The sequence below is a fragment of the Paenibacillus sp. sgz302115 genome, assembly GCF_056120445.1.
Genome location: NZ_JBVYOK010000040.1, coordinates 18161 through 33939, shown reverse-complemented (window position 1 = coordinate 33939; position 15779 = coordinate 18161). Strand labels below are relative to the sequence as shown.

The following is a 15779-nucleotide window of genomic DNA, read 5'->3' as shown; positions in this document are numbered from 1 at the left end:
CTCCTAGGCCCCCTAATGAAACTGGAGAGTTGCCCCCCAATTTATTACACTGAAAGAAGAGGGAGGCGAGTTTCATGAAGAAGAGAAAAGCCTATGAGGAAATCCGACTCGAGATTGTGAAAGAAGCACTCTCTGGGATCAAGGTGGGGGTGTTAGCCCGGCGGTATGAGCTACACCCCGAAACGATACGCACCTGGATTCGTCTGTACCGTGATGAGATTCAGGACATCGACATCCCCGCCACCGATGAACACCTGGTCGAGATGAAGCGTCTGCAGGAAGTTGAAGATAAGTACCAAAATGCGGTGAAACTCCTGGGCGAGAAAGAACTCGAAATCGAGATCCTGCGTGAATTGTTAAAAAAACAGAACCCTGCTTATCTGACAAACTCGAGATCGCGGACCGATTCATTAAGCAGGGACAAAAAATAGTGACGGTCCTACGTATTCTGGATATCGCCTCTTCCACCTACTATGAGCGCAAAGCGCGGCGTGATCCACAGGCCCCATCTGGCGCCAAGCCTCTGCAAACCGGTCGTCCTCGCCCCGGGTATTCCTTTACATGTTCCGGGGAGAAGGTCAGTGACGGACAGATCCAGGAGTGGCTCATGAATCTCGTGGAAGGCGAAGAAAATGGCTACGGCTACAAGATGCTGACCCAGTGCTTACGGGACCGGCAAGGGCTTATCCTGGACAAAAAGAAGACTTACCGGCTCTGTAAGGAACTCGGCATTTTGCACAAACAGCGCCCGCTTAAACCACGGTATCCCCGGCGGTTGGCGCGAAACCGTAAGGTGACAGGTCCGAATCAGCTTTGGCAGATGGATATTAAGTACGGCTACGTAACGGGCAAAGACCGCTTTTTCTTCGTCCTGAGCGTGATTGATGTGTTTGACCGAGTCATTGTAGGGTATTACCGAGGATCCTCCTGTAACGCCACAGCAGTGGTAGAAACGGTAGACCTCGCTCTGCAGCGTCGTTTAAGCGAAGGACAGCACAAGCCGGTGATCCGAACCGATAACGGTCCGCAGTTTCTTAGCCACAAGTTTGGCGAGGCTTGTGAACAATGGTCCCTGGAGCATGAGCGGATCCCGCCGAAAACACCAAACATGAATGCCTATATTGAATCCTTTCACAGCTTGATGGAGCGTGATCTGTTTAGCAAGAACGACTATGACACGTTTGAGGAGGCCTACGCCTCCGTGGATCGGTATATGGACTTCTACAACCACCGCCGTTTGCATGGCAGTCTGAAACGTAAGCCCCCGCTGATCTTTTCTCAGTGGGTCATGAAGCTAGAGGACCGCAGTCTTTTTCACCTTACACTTTGAAAGAAAGAGCAATCCTACAAGAACTTAAGTTTTGATAGGGCAGACTCCGGAATTAGGGGGCCTAGCCGATTCTGCTGTTGTTCTAGCGAGTCTCGGCCATCCCGGTCCTAACAACGGCATATTTGCTGTTGTTCCAGCGGGTCTCGGCCATCGCGTCTCCAACAACGGTATTTCTGCCGTTATTTCCGCCACTTCCGGCATCGGCGGTCCTAACAACGGCATTTCTGCTGTTGTTCCAGCGAGTTTCGGCCATCCCGGGATCGTTTCTGTGCAGAATAGTCGGGGATTATTCCTACTAATCCTTTCCTCCTGCGTAACGCACAAAATAAGCCCGGCCACCCTGATTAATTGGGGGGCCGGGCTTATTCATTGAAGCTGGCTGCACTTCAAACAGGGTCAGCCGCAGGCTGACCCTGTAAGATTACTTCGCAGCTTTCGCCTGCTCCTCGCGCATCCACTGCGAGAGCTGGCGCTTGAGCTGCAGGAACTCGGGCGAGTCGGTGATTTCCTCGCGGCGCGGACGCGGGAAAGGGACATCGACGGTGTGCAGGACGGAGCCTGGACGTCCGGAGAAGACGTAAATGCGGCTGGAGAGGAGCAGCGCCTCCTCGATGCTGTGGGTAATGAACAGCACGGAACGGCGGTTCTCCTCCCACAGCTCCAGCAGCCAGCGCTGCATTTCGCTGCGCGTCAGCGCATCCAGCGCGCTGAACGGCTCATCCAGCAGCATCAGCTCCTGCGGCGCGAGCAGCGCCCGCAGGAAGGCGGCCCGCTGCTGCATGCCGCCTGACAGCATATGCGGGTAAGCCCGCTCGAACCCGCTTAGGCCGACCCTGGCCAGCCATTGGCGGGCGGCCTCCCGCGCCTCGGCTCGCGGCGCGCCTTTCAGCTCGCCTGCGAGCAGGACGTTGTCCTCAATCGTCCGCCACGGGAAAAGCGCGGGCTGCTGCGGCATATAGCTGATCTCGCCGCGCTTGCCGGTTACCGGCTTGCCGTTCATGCTAACTGTTCCGGCATCGGGCAGCTCCAGGCCGCCGATAATATGGAACAGTGTGCTTTTGCCGCAGCCGGAAGGCCCGACAATGGAGACAAATTCCTGCGGCGCAACCGTCAAGGATACATTATCCAGCACACGTGTCTCGCGGCGGCGGTGGGAGAAGGTTTTGGAGACCCCGCTAACTTCGAGTGCTGGCGGCGCACTTTGGTCTTCCCCTGCGGGCTTCCCGGCAGTTCTGGCACCCGCAGCCAGGTCTTCCACCGCGTAACTAGCAGTAGTCTGAGTGCCCGCAGCCAGGTCTTCCTCCGCGTAACTGCCAGTAGTCTGAGCACCCGCAGCCAGCCCTTCCCCAGCGTGACTGCCAGTGATCTGAGCGCCCGCAGCCATCCCTCCCGCAATGCGGGCGCTTGGAGTCTGATCCCCAGCTCTAGCCGCTTGCTCCCCGGAAGTCGGAGCTTCAAGCCCTGAGCCTTTTCCCGAACCTGTTCGGTTAGAATCCGTGATATGAGGCATCCGTAGCATCCTCCTTTCTCATACGCCCTCAGCTCTTAAGCTGCTATCACAATAGCGGCGTTTGTTCAGTCATTTAGCGACTCATTCAGTAATTAGTTAAATTATAAGTTCTTCCGCGGCTTCCAGCGCACCAGCCATTTCTCCAGCAGCGCGATAATGGCGAACAGCACCAGACTCAACAGCACAATAATAGCGATGGCAACGAACATCCGGTCTGTCCGGTAGGAGGCCTTCTGTAGCAGCATGTAATAGCCGATCCCTTTGTCAGCGCCAATCCATTCGGCGACCACTGCGCCCATTACCGCGTAAGTTGCGGAGATTTTCAGGCCGGAGAACAGGGAAGGCAGAGAACCGGGAAACTCAAGCTTGGCGAAAATCTGCCACTTGCTGGCCCCGGCCATTTTCATATAGTTCATCATGATCCGGTCGCTCTGTGTCAGCCCGCCCATTGCGGCGACGGCTACCGGGAAAAAGCAGACGAGGGTAATCAGGACAATTTTGGGCAGTAATCCGAAGCCGAACCAGATAATCAGCAGCGGTCCAAGCGCAATGGAAGGGACGTTCTGGCTGAGAATCAGCAGAGGATACAGCGCCCGCTTCAGCCAAGGCACCAGATGCAGCAGCAGAGCTATAATCAAACCTACGCCTGTACCAATCGGAAATCCGATCAAGGTCAGCCGAAGCGTAGCAGCCGTATGTGCCCAGATACCGGAGGCGTTGCCCCGGGATTCGCGGGCGATGTCACCGGGACTCGGCAGCATCCAGGAAGGAACATGCAGCACCGAAACCGCCAATTGCCAAGCCCCCAAAAACAAGATGACCGCCACAAGGGGCGGCCAGATCTGCTTCCAATAGGCTCTCACGGCCGGTATTTTTCCGTCAGCTTGTCCATGCTGATTCCGCTGGGATTATGGGCGATCTTGATCTGTGAGATGACGCTGGGGCTGCCGGATTCAATGAGTGCGTGGTGCATTTGGCGGACCACTTCAAGCAGCTCTTCCAGTTCACCCTCCATTGTTGTCTCAAGCGGGTTCACCTGGTGTTTGACGCCGGATTGCTGAATAACTTCAATGGCCTTGTCCACATAAGGGATAGAGTCCTCGTTGTTCGGAGTTTTGGGAATGACTTGAATGCTGAGCAGTGTGTTTGCCATGCGGATCAGATCCTTTCGATTTTGGAATTATATTATAGGGTTATAGCCTACTTGCCTTCCGGTAAAAAATCATTCGTGAACGCAGAAGCGGCGTCCAGCGGCTTATCCAGCAGCTTCAGTCCGTACATCCAGTCGGCATAATTCTGCCAGATTTCGGTTTTCTGCTCGCCCCAACGGGCGGCATCGTCCTTGTATTTCGGACTGAGCCATTTCTGGCTGGCCAGAACCAGCTTGGGATCAAGATCAGGCACGGCTTTGGACAAAATAGCGGCAGCCTCCTCCGGCTTGTCAATCGCGTATTGATATCCTTTCGACGTAGCCGCAAGGAAAGCCTTCACCACTTCGGGGTGCTCGGCAATTTCCTTCTCGCTTGTGGTAAGTACCGGGGTGTAGTAATCCAGTTGTGGTGCGTAATCCTTCAAATACAGCATATCCAGCGGTTCCCCGCGCAGCTCGGCTTCAATGCCGGTCCATGCGTAGAAAATCCAGGCGAAATCAATGTCCCGCTTCACGGCAGTGAAGAAGTCGGCTTCGCCGATATTGACCAGCTTCACCTTTTTGACATCTCCGCCTTCGGGGTCCATAATCGCCTTCATTGCCGCTTCTTCAGCAGGTGAGCCCCAGCCGCCGTAGGTTTTGCCTTCGAAATCCTTCGGCGTCTTGATATTGCGGTCCTTCGGCGCGGCAAAGCCTGAGGTATTATGCTGAATGATTGCGGCGATAGATACAAGCGGCACACCCTGCAGACGGGCCAGCGTGAGCGCCTCCTGGGCACTGATGCCAAAAGCGGCTTCGCCTGATGTCACCATCGTATCGGCTCCCGCCGATCCTGGCTGCACAATTTCTACGTCCAGGCCTTCTTCCTTGTAATATCCCAGCTCTTTAGCCGCATAGAGGCCGGTATGGTTCGTATTCGGCGTCCAGTCGAGCGCGACCTTGATTTTGGTCAGCTCCTTGGGGGCTTCCGTGCCTGCAGCCGTTGCTTCAGGGGCGGCGGTTCCGTTCCCGGACGAAGGAGCGGCGTTGCCGCCGGCATTACCGTTGTTGCTGCCGCAGCCGGCCATGACGATGACCAGCATGCAGCTGATGCAGAGCATTAGTGCTTTTTTGACTCCCATTTCTTCTCTTCTCTCCTTCCAGCTAGCCTCAGTCTTCCAATTTCTGATGATGTTCATACCAAAAAAGCGCCCCGGAGACCGGGACGCCAATGTAACGTAAGGTGGGTTCGCTATAGGCCGCGAGCGGCAGTAAGCAGGTGACGATTCCTACGCTGGCATTATCCAGATCAGGTATAAGGGTCAGTATCTTTGAGGGATACAATCTCAGCCGGCCAATTCCAGCACCCCTGGTACTATGAAGTTATGGGCATTGCTGTGTTCTTACGGTGTATTATAGACTGTCTCCTTCAGAATTGTCCAGTAGCGGACCTCCAAATGGCAGGGACCGGAATTCAATACCTTCAGAAAGGGTACACTAACCTGACGCAAATTTTAGCGAAAAATCAAACCGGTATTAGAAAGGAGCTTTTTCGTCAATGGACAACAGAGAGCTGGAGCAGGCAATCATCAAAGCGCTGGATGACAATAAGTTCGGTTCCTTCGGAACGATAGAAGCCGGCAACAAACCTAAGGTGCGCTATATGGCGGTTTTTCACGAGGGGCTTCAGATCTACTTGGCAACGAGCCGCAAGACGCATAAGGTAGAGGAGCTGAAGGATAACCCGCATGCTTTTCTGCTGCTTGGATATGAGCAGGGCGGCGGCAAGGATGTGCTGGAGATTGAGGCCACGGCTGACGTTACCAAGGATGAAGGCCTGCGTTCTAAAGTATGGAATAAAGAGCTGGAAAAGTGGTTCAAAGGGCCGGATGATCCCGATTATGTGATTCTTGAGCTTACGCCGACACGGATAGAGTATCTGGGCAAAAACAAGGAAAGCGGGGTTTGGCAGCGCTCGGCGGCACTCTCCGGAAAATAAGCATTGAAGGCGGAACAGGGCCATCTTGAACCTTAGGGTTTGAGATGGTCTTTTTCTCGTTGAAATGAACCTGAGTCAATTTTATCCAATATTATTGAAAATAATGGGATTATTTAGTATAATGTTTATGTTGTTGTATTTTTATGGTTTTTTATACTAAAAACAAAAAGGAGAGTAGTAGAATGAAAAAGACAATCTTAATTCTTTCAACGGCTCTGGCTTTACTCGCAGTGCCAACAAGTGCTGCATTTGCTCAAGCTCAAAATGTAAACGCTCCCCAAAGTGGAATTATTAGCCCTATGGATACCAAGAATCAGGGTGGCATTCTTCCGAAGAATGGAGAAATCAGCATTTATTTTGATTATTCATACAGTGATGGATCTAATCTTCGTTTCTGGTTGGGGGACGATAATCAAAAAGGGATGAAGCTTGTTATTTATGATCCGAAGGGCAACCAAATTGCGTCTGGGGATACCACGTCCAGGCCAGATTATCAGGTACTAATAGAACTTAATAAGGATAATAACTCTCTAAAGGAAGGGGAGTACAAGGCAAAAATCGTTTCTAATGATGGTGATGGTGGTTGGGATTATTCATACAGCTTTTCAGCAAGATCATTTTAAGTAATCTTGAACCATTGTATGTAGCCCAACAGAACGAAAACAGAAACCAGCAAGTCTCCAAGTAATCTGGAGCTTTGCTGGTTTTTTGCAATTTTATAATGAGGCAGCTTGTCTTATCCGTAATTATGGGAAATCATGCTATACTTTTGCACAGAAAGGATTGAGGCTGATGAGCGTTACATTGCTGTATGTTGAAGACGACCGGGAGATTGGCAGCGCTGTCTCTGCGGATCTGCGTGAGCGGGAATATGCCGTCCGCTGGCTGGAGAGCGGAGAGGGGGCGGTAGAAGCTGCGGCGGGCTGCCAGCTTGCGATTCTTGATGTGATGCTGCCGGGTCTGGATGGCTTCACCGTCGGGCAGCGGCTAAAGCGGACCTATCCGAATCTCCCCATTCTGATGCTCTCCGCCCGGACCTCAATTGATGATAAGCTTCAGGGCCTGGAGTTCGCCGATGATTATTTAACGAAGCCGTTTCACCCCGATGAGCTGGCCGCGCGGATTGAGGTGTTGTTAAGACGGACGGGAGCAGCCACGACTGTGCCGCTGGCGCTGAAGCACCTCATGGTATACGAAGGAGACAACCGGATTATAGAGGCAGCCACCGGCAAGGAAATTTTGCTGACCGGCAAGCAGTTTCAAATTTTCTCCTATTTGCTGCGCCATCTCGGCCAGATTTTGACGAAGGAGCAGATCTACGAGGCCGTCTGGGGAGAAAGTTATATAGAGGGTGATAAGACGCTCATGGTGCATATCCGTTACCTGCGCGAGAAGCTGGAGCTTGATCCGGCCGCGCCGGAGATCATTGAGACGGTCCGGGGGATCGGCTACAGGGTAAGAGCATGAGGGGAATGGGCCGTTTTCGCAAGCTCCACAGCTCGCTCCTCTCACGTTACCTGCTGATCATCATGGCTGCGCTGCTGTTTATTCCCATTGTACTTCCGTTGACCATAGGATTGTATGGCTTCTTCAATAACATGGCCGGGGAGAAACCTCCGGAGGAATATGCCCCGTATGAAGACATTTTAGTGCTGGAAAATATTTGGCATAAGGAAGCGGCGGGACTTCTTGGCGAGCCTGCTGAGGTGATTAACGCGCGGCTGCGAGAGTTAAAGGTAACCTACAACCTGGCTTCGATGTTCTGGGTAGATGGAGATGGGCGTACCCGGCTGTCGCTGGATTCTGCTGAGCCGAAGCTTTGGAAACAAAATGAACGGTACTCCATCCCTTCACAGTGGACCGCTGCAGAGGCGATTTCCTTCATGAAAAAGAGCCAGGATCTGCAGCCGCTCGCCATTGTCGCTTTTGTGGGAGACCGTGCGGAAGCCGGAGAAGGCTACATGGTGATGCAAATTCCTGCCGTCATCAAGGAGCAGACCTCTTTTGCAGGGCTTGATTCATGGTACACGGTAGTTATGGCTACATTTTTTATTGGCTTCATCATTGTATCGTTGCTGTTCTTTGTCCAAATCCGCAAAAGGCTGCTGCGTCTGGAGACGGCTATGGCCTTCACGGGAGAAGCGGGATTGCCTGAGTCCATTGCTCTGGGGAAGCCTGATGAGATTGGCCGTCTGGAGGAGGCCTTTAATACGATGGTCACCGAGCTTGCCGCCAGCCGTGCACGAGAGGCGGAAGAGGAAGGGCTGCGCAAGCGTCTCGTATCCGATTTGTCGCATGATCTGCGCACTCCCCTTACCGTGATCCGCAGCCATCTTCATGTGCTGGGCAAGGAAACGCTGACGCCCCGGGGACAGGAATCGCTGAAGCTGATGGATGAACGGATCGAGAGTCTTGGCGGGCTGATCGAAAATCTGCTGTCCTACAACCTGCTAAGCAGCGGACGAATGAAGCTGAATCTCGAGCGCAAGGATGTGCTGAGAATGCTGCGGGAGAGTGCTGCGGCCTGGTATCCGCTGTGGGAGAAGGAAGGCTTTCAGATTGAAATTGACCTGGAAGGTGAACCGCTCTATTGGATAGTGGATGAGAGCTGGTTCCGCCGCATTCTGGATAATCTGTTTCAAAATATTGTCCGCCACGCACGGAGCGGCCTCTATGTCCGCGTGGCAGCGGAGGTCCGGGACGGCGAGCCGGTGATTGTCATCAGCGACCACGGCAGCGGAATTGGCAGTGCCAGCGACTCTAAAGGAGCGGGTCTGGGTTTGTCCATCGTCGATCTGCTGCTCAAGCGGATGAAGCTGGATTGGAAGGTGGACAGCACCAGGCAAGGCACCAGCATCGTAATTCTAAGCCTGGCGCAAGAAAATTTAAACAAAACTTAAACTTGCTGCCGCCGTGCTTTTAACCTCGGGACGTTATGCTGGTTACCGAGGTGAAGAGAATGAAGGAAACAGTGATCGAAACAAGGGATTTATTGAAGGAATACCGCGGACGGGCTGCGGTGGAGCATCTGAACCTGAACATAAGCAAAGGGGAAATCTACGGCTTCCTGGGGCCAAACGGCGCAGGCAAAACTACGACAATCCGCATGCTGCTGGGACTGATTAAGCCAACCTCGGGAAGCATTGAAATTTTTGGGCAGGAGCTTCGGCGGAATAAGCTGCAAATTCTGCGCAAGGTGGGGTCTTTGGTGGAATCGCCGTCCTATTACGGCCATCTAAGTGCCCTGGACAATCTGGAAGCCCTCCGCCGCATTCTTGACGTACCTAAGTCACGTATAGCTGAAGTGCTGGACATCGTTTCCCTAACAGGGGAAGAAAAGCGGCCCGTAAAGGGCTTCTCTCTCGGCATGAAGCAGCGGCTTGGCATTGCCGCTGCGCTGTTGGGCAGACCGGAGCTGCTGATTCTCGACGAGCCTACCAACGGCCTTGACCCGTCGGGTATCCAGGAGATCCGCTCGCTGATCAAGCGGCTCCCTGAGGAAGAAGGGATTACCGTCCTTGTATCCAGCCATCTGCTGAGCGAAATTGAGCAAATGGCGGGAACCGTCGGCATTATCCGTTCGGGGCGGATGGTCTATCAGGATACGATTGCCCACCTGCAGCAGCAGGCGGCCGGTGATCTCCGCCTTGCCGTGTCCGAGCCGGAAGAGGCGCTGGCTCTGGCTATCCGGCGGGGCTGCGGAGGAACGCTCCAGGAAGGACGTTTGACACTGCCCCGGATGAGCGATGCTCGGGTGGCGCTGTTAGTCAAGGAGCTGGTCGAGAACGGCCATGCGATCTACCGGGTGGAGGAACGCAGACAATCACTCGAAGAGTTCTTCCTGCAGGTGGTTGAAGGAGGGCAGTCATCATGATGTGGCGGTCGTCCTCAGCGGATTGGCTGAAAATCCGCGGCAAAGGGCTATGGTTCCTTGTCTTCCTCGGCCCGATTGGACTGATTGCCATGCAGGGGCTAAACTTCGGAATCCGTTTGGATTATCTGACGAAGCAATACCAGTCTGATCTATGGGGAGGACTGCTTGATAATATCGCCAATTTCGTGCCGGTGGCGCTCTATCTGGGCGGTACGCTGATCTGCTCGCTAATGGCGAATGTGGAGCATCAGACGAGTTCATGGAAGCAGCTGCTGGCGCTGCCCATCTCCCGGACCGCCGTATTTATGTCCAAGCTGCTGCTGTGTCTGCTGCTTGTCGCTGTCTCCTGCCTGCTGCTGTCAGTGGGCACGGTAGGTTTAGGATATCTGCTCGGCTTCGGCGATCAGCCGGTTCCCTATGCGAAGGTGATGCAAATCGGGTTCGCTTCCTATGCTGCGGCGCTGCCTGTGATCTCCTTGCAGCTATGGCTCTCCTTGTCCAGCCGCAATCAGACCCTGCCTGTTTCGTGTGGCATTACCCTATCGCTGGCGAGTTTTTTCACGGCATTTCTGTCCGAATGGGTTCCCTTGACTTGGCCTACTTTGGCCTGGAGCGCTTCCCGGCCCTGGTTGTTTAGCGGGGCGGGGCTGTTGCTGGGACTGCTGCTCTTGCTGCCGGGAGCCCTGCATTTCGCGCGAAAGGATGTGAATTGATCATGAGAATCTTCTTGAGGGTCCTGTCCGCAGAAAGACTGAAGATATCCAAATCCTTCGTGTGGCTGTTGGTCGTAGGCAGTCCTGTGATCGCCCTGCTCATCGGTGGACTCGCCAATATGGAGGAGTTTGGGGAGCGTATCACCTGGCAGGTGCTGCTTAGTGTCATGTCAATGGTTCATGCTATTCTTTTTCTTCCGATACTGTCGGGCATTTTCGCGGCACTGATCTGCCGGGCCGAGCATGCTGACGGCGGCTGGAAAATGCTGCTCTCGCTGCCCGTGACGCGCTCTTCCGTATATTTTGCAAAATATACTATGGTTATGGGGTTGCTGGCCGCTGTGCAGTTGCTGTTCCTTGCGGCACTGCTCGGCATAGGCGTGGTGCGCGGCGTTGACGGGCCTGTACCTTGGACGATGATCTTGTCCAGCGTATTCGGCGGCTGGTTCGCCTGCCTGCCGCTGGCTGCATTGCAGCTCGCAGTATCGCTGAGCTGGAGCAGCTTTGGCGCTCCGCTGGCGCTGAATGTGAGCTTGACCATACCCAATATGCTGATCGCCAATTCGTCCACTTACGGACCGTATTATCCCTGGGTTCAGCCGGCGCTGGCAATGTCTCCTTTTGGATTTGGAGGAGAGAAATATGGGGCCTTTAATTTGCCTATAGAAAGTCTGCTGCTTGTCGTATCCGGCAGTCAGATTATCTTTATGGCGGCAGGTCTGTTCTCCTTTTTGCGCAAGGCAGTGTGATCCTGACCCTTTACCGCCTGCAAGTCTTTCCAGCTTCGGTCCCCTTCATGGACATCGGGTGAAGTTTTGCTATAATTAATCGTAGAAGATACTATTAACTATCGGTAAAACCGTGATGAGTATATGGAGGAGGGCGAGAGCATGGAGCCAGCAGCACTCGAAGAATGCGACAACACATGCAACGGTTCGGAGCTGGGACCGGAATCTATGGCGTTGATCCTGCCGGACCGCGGGACAACGGATAAAATGGCGGAGATGTTCAAGGCTCTAGGCGACCCGACAAGGGTGCGGCTGATTTATGCTTTATCGCAAAGAGAGCTGTGTGTGCACGATTTGTCGACCATTCTCGACATGGGGCAGTCGGCGGTATCCCACCAGCTCCGCTATCTGCGCAATTTGCGGATCGTCAAGCGCCGCAAGGAAGGCAAGACGGTGTATTATTCGCTGAACGATGCACATGTGGAGCAGATTTTTCTGCAGACGCATGAGCATATCCGGCACGAATAGCTGTGTCGGGAAGGGCGTGAGCGGCTAAGGGTGTTGGAATAACGGCAGAAATGCCGTTGTTGGGCACGCCGATGCCGGGAGTGGCAGAAACAACGGCAGAAATGCCGTTGTTGGGCACGCCGATGCCGGAAGTGGCAGAAATAACGGCAGAAATGCCGTTGTTGGGCACGCCGAGGCCGGGAGTGGCAGAAACAACGGCAGAAATGCCGTTAAATGCAAGAGGCTGTCCCCTTTGCAGTTCAAAATCTGCTTAGGGGACAGCCTCTTTTTTTTACATAAATCGCATCCGGCTCGAAATTACACCCGCAGCTCACCGTGACGTAACGTGGAATTCTCAATCTGCAGCGTGGCATGCTGAATGTTGAACTTTTCCTCTACGAGAGTGATGGCCTGCTGGAGAATGCTGTGGGGGTCCGCATGATCCTCAATCAGCACATGACCGCTGAGCGCGTCCAGTCCCGAAGTAATGGTCCATGCATGCAGGTCGTGGACATCAATCACTCCGTTAATCTCCATTAGAGCCTCCTTAACCTCATTGGTGTTCACAGAGGAAGGCGTTCCCTCCATCAGAATATGAAAGGCTTGCTTCAAGACGCCCCACGCACCTCTAAGGATGAGCAGAGCTACAAGCACACTGATGATCGGATCGGCGATATACCAGGAGAACAGGTTCATAATCAGCCCGGCCAGCAGTGCTCCGACTGAGCCCAGGGCGTCCCCGATAATGTGCAGATAGGCGCTGCGGACGTTGAGATTGTCTTTTGTATCGCTTTTTCGCATCAAAGACCATGCGCTAATCAGATTAGCCAGCAGTCCGATGGAAGCTATAATCATCATTGTGCCGCTGGCGACCACCGGTGGGGCGAAGAAGCGCTGGTATGCTTCCCAGATAATGAATCCGGCAATAACAAACAGGGTCACGCCGTTAAATAGCGCAGCCATAACTTCGAACCGGTGGAAGCCGTAAGAATTCTTCGAGGATGGCGGTCTGACGGCAAAAATCATGGCGATGAGACTTAAGGCCAGCGCAGCCGTGTCACTCAGCATATGCCCCGAGTCGGAGAGCAAGGCCAGACTGTCTGTGATAAGTCCTCCGAAGAACTCAAGGAACATGATGCCCCCGGTAATGATTAAGGCGATCAGCAGGCCTTTTTTGTTATTTGGCGCGTGTGAGTGTGAATGAGAGTGCGAGTGGCCGGAGTGGCTGTGCCCATGATTATGTATATCTCCGTGCTTGTGATCATGATCTGTATGATCGTGTGTATGACCTTGATGATCATGCTGTTCGAGGCTTTTTGGCCCTGGATGCTTTTGATTATTCATTTGAATGGCCCCTTCCCAAGTAAACATATGAATGACTGCTCATATATTAATATTATCCGGGATGAGAACAAATTACAAGTGCTCATTCTTATTTTTATAATTGAGAAAAAAGGGAAAAACTATGCAATCTATGCATTGACACTCTGAGAATGAGGGGCATATAATGTGTGTAAGTAAACATATGAACAAATACTCATATATAGGATTATCCAAGGGAGATGAGTCATTTGAATGCGGTTCAAGGGAATGTCAAGCGCCAGTGGGTGCTCGAAGGGCTGGATTGTGCCAATTGCGCCATGAAAATTGAAAATAAGGTCAAGAAGATTGAGGGAGTATCGTCCTGTTCCGTGAACTTTGCCATGAAGATGATGACGCTGGAGACGGCGGCGGCCGATGCCGAAGCCATATCGGAAGAAGCGCAGCAGATCGTTACGAAGCTGGAGCCGCATGTGAAGCTCAAGGAAGTCAAAGCCAAGGCTAGAGGTGTGCGCAGAAGTGTGCAGACTGAGGGAGGAGCAGATCAGGTTCACCTTCATGTGGAACATGAGCATATGGCCGGTGGTGACAGCCATGATACCCATGGCCACGCACACAGCCATGAACATAGCCATGAAGCGCACAGCCACGCACATAGCCACGAAGCCCATGCGCACAGTCATGGCGCAGCCGATAGCCACAGCCACGGCGACGCTCATGGCCACAGCCATGAGCATGGAGAAGGCGAGACGCGGAGTATTCTGCTGCGCCTGGGCGGCGGGGCGATCCTTGCTGCAGCCGGAATGTTCCTGCCGGTCAGCGGGATCACGGAGCTGCTGATCTTCCTGGCCGCCTACCTGGTTGTCGGCGGCGAAGTGGTCTGGTCGGCGGCACGAAATATTGTCCGGGGGCAGGTTTTTGATGAGAACTTCCTGATGGCGCTGGCGACGATAGGGGCGTTTGCCATTGGGGAGTACCCGGAAGGCGTCGCCGTTATGCTGTTCTATCAGATCGGTGAGCTGTTCCAGGGGATGGCCGTCAACCGTTCGCGCCGCTCCATCACGGCGCTGATGGACATTCGCCCTGAATTCGCCTATCTGAAGGAAGGCGGGAACCTGAGACGGGTCTCGCCGGAAGAAGTGGAGATTGGCGATTACATTGTGGTCAGACCGGGCGAGAAGGTTCCGCTTGACGGAACGATTGTAGAGGGCAGCGCGATGATGGATACCTCGGCGCTTACCGGGGAATCGGTGCCGCGCTCCTCTGAGCCGGGCAGTAAGGTGCTAAGCGGGTTTATTAACCGCAATGGTGTAGTTACGATTGAGGTTACCCAGACCTTCGGAGAATCGGCAGTCTCCAAAATTCTGGAGCTGGTGCAGAACGCCTCTAACAATAAAGCGAAAACCGAGAACTTCATTACCAAGTTCGCCAGAGGCTATACGCCTGTAGTGGTCATTACCGCGCTGCTGCTGGCCGTTATTCCGCCGCTCGTGATCAGCGGTGCGACCTTCTCGGACTGGATCTACCGTGCTCTGGTATTTCTCGTAATCTCCTGCCCTTGTGCGCTTGTCGTTTCGATTCCGCTCGGCTTCTTCGGCGGTATCGGCGCAGCTTCCAAGAGCGGTATTCTCGTCAAAGGCAGCAACTTCCTTGAAGCGCTCAACGATGTAAAGGTTGTTGTGTTCGATAAGACAGGAACCTTGACCAAAGGCCAGTTCAAAGTAACAGGCATCTATCCTTCCCAAGGAATCCAGGAGAGCGAGCTTCTGCGGACGGCTGCCTATGCGGAGAGTCATTCCAGCCATCCGATTGCCGAATCTATCCGGGCGGCCTACGGTGAAGAGATTTCCGCCGAAGCTGTCTCGGACTATAACGAAATTTCCGGCCACGGCATCGCGGTTACAGTAGAAGGCAAATCTGTACTGGCCGGGAATGCGCGGCTGATGGAGCGTGAAGGCATTGCCAGCCGGACGCCGGACCAGAGCGGAACAGTGGTTCATGTCGCTATAGATAAGCGGTATGCCGGTTATCTGGTAATTGCCGATGAAGTGAAAGAGGATTCACTTCAGGCGGTTCAGGCCCTTGGACGGCTCGGCATTCATAAAACAGTGATGCTGACCGGGGATGCGGAAGCAGTTGCGGAAGCGGTTGGGCAGGAGCTGGGCATTACGGAGGTTCAAGCTGAGCTGCTTCCCCAGCACAAGGTGGAGGCTATTGAGAAGCTGGAGCGCGAGAAATCACAGCGGGAAAAAATCATTTTTGTCGGCGACGGCATTAATGATACACCGGTGCTGGCCAGAGCGGATGTCGGCATTGCCATGGGCGGACTGGGCTCGGATGCGGCTATTGAAGCAGCAGATATTGTAATTATGACCGACGAGCCTTCGAAAATTGCTACAGCCATCGGAATTGCCAAGCGCACGCGGGTAATCGTCTGGCAGAATATTATTTTCGCCCTGGCAGTGAAGGCTATCTTCCTGGGGCTGGGCGCTTTCGGAATCGCCACAATGTGGGAAGCTGTTTTCTCGGATGTGGGTGTAACTGTGCTTGCGGTACTGAATAGTGTCCGGGCTTTGCAGGTGCCAAAAGTAGACTAAAGTAAGGAAACTGCAAATACTTTCCGCAAAATATACGAAAAAATAAGCCTCTGGCTCCCAAAAAGTGGGTCT

Annotated in this window: 17 protein-coding genes and 1 riboswitch; of the genes, 11 read left to right on the top strand and 6 right to left on the bottom strand. The window is 53.6% G+C overall.

Translation table 11 applies throughout. The features are described 5' to 3' along the window. The first annotated feature begins 74 nt into the window (after positions 1 to 74). Both AC0LWN_RS32045 and AC0LWN_RS32040 read left to right on the top strand, forming a co-directional pair. Positions 75 to 431 carry a transposase gene (locus tag AC0LWN_RS32045; protein ID WP_474672568.1) on the top strand — a complete coding sequence of 119 codons (357 nt, stop codon included), beginning with the start codon at positions 75 to 77 and terminating at the stop codon, positions 429 to 431. Continuing rightward, entirely contained in the window at positions 431 to 1330 is a 900-nt protein-coding gene (locus AC0LWN_RS32040; protein WP_474672566.1) for an IS3 family transposase, read from the top strand. Before AC0LWN_RS32045 ends, AC0LWN_RS32040 begins: the two co-directional genes overlap by 1 nt. Before the next feature lie 82 nt (positions 1331 to 1412). Here the strand turns inward: AC0LWN_RS32040 and AC0LWN_RS32035 are convergent, their stop codons facing one another. The 5 genes from AC0LWN_RS32035 to AC0LWN_RS32015 form a co-directional block, all read right to left on the bottom strand. Further along, on the bottom strand, positions 1413 to 1583 hold the full coding sequence (locus tag AC0LWN_RS32035; protein ID WP_474672564.1) for a hypothetical protein: 171 nt from the start codon (positions 1581 to 1583) through the stop codon (positions 1413 to 1415). A 168-nt stretch (positions 1584 to 1751) separates the two neighbouring features. Then, positions 1752 to 2579, bottom strand: a complete 828-nt coding sequence (locus tag AC0LWN_RS32030) for an ABC transporter ATP-binding protein (protein ID WP_474672570.1) — start codon at positions 2577 to 2579, stop codon at positions 1752 to 1754. A 362-nt stretch (positions 2580 to 2941) separates the two neighbouring features. After that, complete coding sequence (locus AC0LWN_RS32025; RefSeq protein ID WP_474672562.1) at positions 2942 to 3703, bottom strand: ABC transporter permease; 762 nt, start codon at positions 3701 to 3703, stop codon at positions 2942 to 2944. Further along, entirely contained in the window at positions 3700 to 3993 is a 294-nt protein-coding gene (locus AC0LWN_RS32020) for a thiamine-binding protein (protein WP_019913979.1), read from the bottom strand. Before AC0LWN_RS32020 ends, AC0LWN_RS32025 begins: the two co-directional genes overlap by 4 nt. Positions 3994 to 4040: 47 nt before the next feature. After that, complete coding sequence (locus AC0LWN_RS32015; protein WP_474672559.1) at positions 4041 to 5111, bottom strand: ABC transporter substrate-binding protein; 1071 nt, start codon at positions 5109 to 5111, stop codon at positions 4041 to 4043. A 126-nt stretch (positions 5112 to 5237) separates the two neighbouring features. Further along, positions 5238 to 5350, bottom strand: a riboswitch (TPP riboswitch). 177 nt (positions 5351 to 5527) lie between these two features. Here AC0LWN_RS32015 and AC0LWN_RS32010 point away from each other — a divergent pair. The 8 genes from AC0LWN_RS32010 (at position 5528) to AC0LWN_RS31975 (ending at position 11811) form a co-directional block, all read left to right on the top strand. Next, the gene (locus tag AC0LWN_RS32010; RefSeq protein WP_474672557.1) at positions 5528 to 5968 is read left to right on the top strand and encodes a pyridoxamine 5'-phosphate oxidase family protein; all 441 of its coding nucleotides are present in this window, start codon (positions 5528 to 5530) and stop codon (positions 5966 to 5968) included. A gap of 182 nt (positions 5969 to 6150) precedes the next feature. Further along, entirely contained in the window at positions 6151 to 6591 is a 441-nt protein-coding gene (locus AC0LWN_RS32005; protein WP_474672555.1) for a hypothetical protein, read from the top strand. A gap of 169 nt (positions 6592 to 6760) precedes the next feature. After that, positions 6761 to 7435, top strand: a complete 675-nt coding sequence (locus tag AC0LWN_RS32000; protein ID WP_474672553.1) for a response regulator transcription factor — start codon at positions 6761 to 6763, stop codon at positions 7433 to 7435. Between the two features lie 5 nt (positions 7436 to 7440). Continuing rightward, entirely contained in the window at positions 7441 to 8868 is a 1428-nt protein-coding gene (locus AC0LWN_RS31995; RefSeq protein WP_474672551.1) for a sensor histidine kinase, read from the top strand. Positions 8869 to 8927: 59 nt separating this feature from the next. Further along, on the top strand, positions 8928 to 9842 hold the full coding sequence (locus AC0LWN_RS31990) for an ABC transporter ATP-binding protein (RefSeq protein ID WP_474672549.1): 915 nt from the start codon (positions 8928 to 8930) through the stop codon (positions 9840 to 9842). Further along, the gene (locus AC0LWN_RS31985; RefSeq protein WP_474672547.1) at positions 9839 to 10555 is read left to right on the top strand and encodes an ABC transporter permease; all 717 of its coding nucleotides are present in this window, start codon (positions 9839 to 9841) and stop codon (positions 10553 to 10555) included. Before AC0LWN_RS31990 ends, AC0LWN_RS31985 begins: the two co-directional genes overlap by 4 nt. A 2-nt stretch (positions 10556 to 10557) precedes the next feature. Beyond that, positions 10558 to 11304 (top strand): ABC transporter permease, encoded by a 747-nt coding sequence (locus tag AC0LWN_RS31980; protein WP_474672545.1) that lies wholly within the window; start codon positions 10558 to 10560, stop codon positions 11302 to 11304. Positions 11305 to 11445: 141 nt separating this feature from the next. Further along, positions 11446 to 11811: an ArsR/SmtB family transcription factor gene (locus AC0LWN_RS31975; RefSeq protein ID WP_474672543.1), complete on the top strand. Its 366-nt coding sequence runs from the start codon at positions 11446 to 11448 to the stop codon at positions 11809 to 11811. Between the two features lie 297 nt (positions 11812 to 12108). Here AC0LWN_RS31975 and AC0LWN_RS31970 read toward each other — a convergent pair whose 3' ends face one another. Next, positions 12109 to 13134 (bottom strand): cation diffusion facilitator family transporter, encoded by a 1026-nt coding sequence (locus AC0LWN_RS31970; protein WP_474672541.1) that lies wholly within the window; start codon positions 13132 to 13134, stop codon positions 12109 to 12111. 227 nt (positions 13135 to 13361) lie between these two features. Between AC0LWN_RS31970 and AC0LWN_RS31965 the strand changes: the two genes are divergently transcribed. Next, positions 13362 to 15707, top strand: coding sequence for a heavy metal translocating P-type ATPase (locus AC0LWN_RS31965; RefSeq protein WP_474672539.1), 2346 nt, complete (start codon positions 13362 to 13364; stop codon positions 15705 to 15707). The last annotated feature ends 72 nt before the right edge of the window (positions 15708 to 15779 follow it).

Bases quoted from the DNA above. Each gene is read 5' to 3' on its own strand.
- AC0LWN_RS31990 (WP_474672549.1), top strand. From the start codon at position 8,928: ATGAAGGAAACAGTGATCGAAACAAGGGATTTATTGAAGGAATACCGC.
- AC0LWN_RS31985 (WP_474672547.1), top strand. From the start codon at position 9,839: ATGATGTGGCGGTCGTCCTCAGCGGATTGGCTGAAAATCCGCGGCAAA.
- AC0LWN_RS31975 (WP_474672543.1), top strand. From the start codon at position 11,446: ATGGAGCCAGCAGCACTCGAAGAATGCGACAACACATGCAACGGTTCG.
- AC0LWN_RS31970 (WP_474672541.1), bottom strand. From the start codon at position 13,134: ATGAATAATCAAAAGCATCCAGGGCCAAAAAGCCTCGAACAGCATGAT.
- AC0LWN_RS32045 (WP_474672568.1), top strand. From the start codon at position 75: ATGAAGAAGAGAAAAGCCTATGAGGAAATCCGACTCGAGATTGTGAAA.
- AC0LWN_RS32010 (WP_474672557.1), top strand. From the start codon at position 5,528: ATGGACAACAGAGAGCTGGAGCAGGCAATCATCAAAGCGCTGGATGAC.
- AC0LWN_RS31995 (WP_474672551.1), top strand. From the start codon at position 7,441: ATGGGCCGTTTTCGCAAGCTCCACAGCTCGCTCCTCTCACGTTACCTG.
- AC0LWN_RS32020 (WP_019913979.1), bottom strand. From the start codon at position 3,993: ATGGCAAACACACTGCTCAGCATTCAAGTCATTCCCAAAACTCCGAAC.
- AC0LWN_RS32000 (WP_474672553.1), top strand. From the start codon at position 6,761: ATGAGCGTTACATTGCTGTATGTTGAAGACGACCGGGAGATTGGCAGC.
- AC0LWN_RS32035 (WP_474672564.1), bottom strand. From the start codon at position 1,583: ATGGCCGAAACTCGCTGGAACAACAGCAGAAATGCCGTTGTTAGGACC.
- AC0LWN_RS31980 (WP_474672545.1), top strand. From the start codon at position 10,558: ATGAGAATCTTCTTGAGGGTCCTGTCCGCAGAAAGACTGAAGATATCC.
- AC0LWN_RS32015 (WP_474672559.1), bottom strand. From the start codon at position 5,111: ATGGGAGTCAAAAAAGCACTAATGCTCTGCATCAGCTGCATGCTGGTC.
- AC0LWN_RS32005 (WP_474672555.1), top strand. From the start codon at position 6,151: ATGAAAAAGACAATCTTAATTCTTTCAACGGCTCTGGCTTTACTCGCA.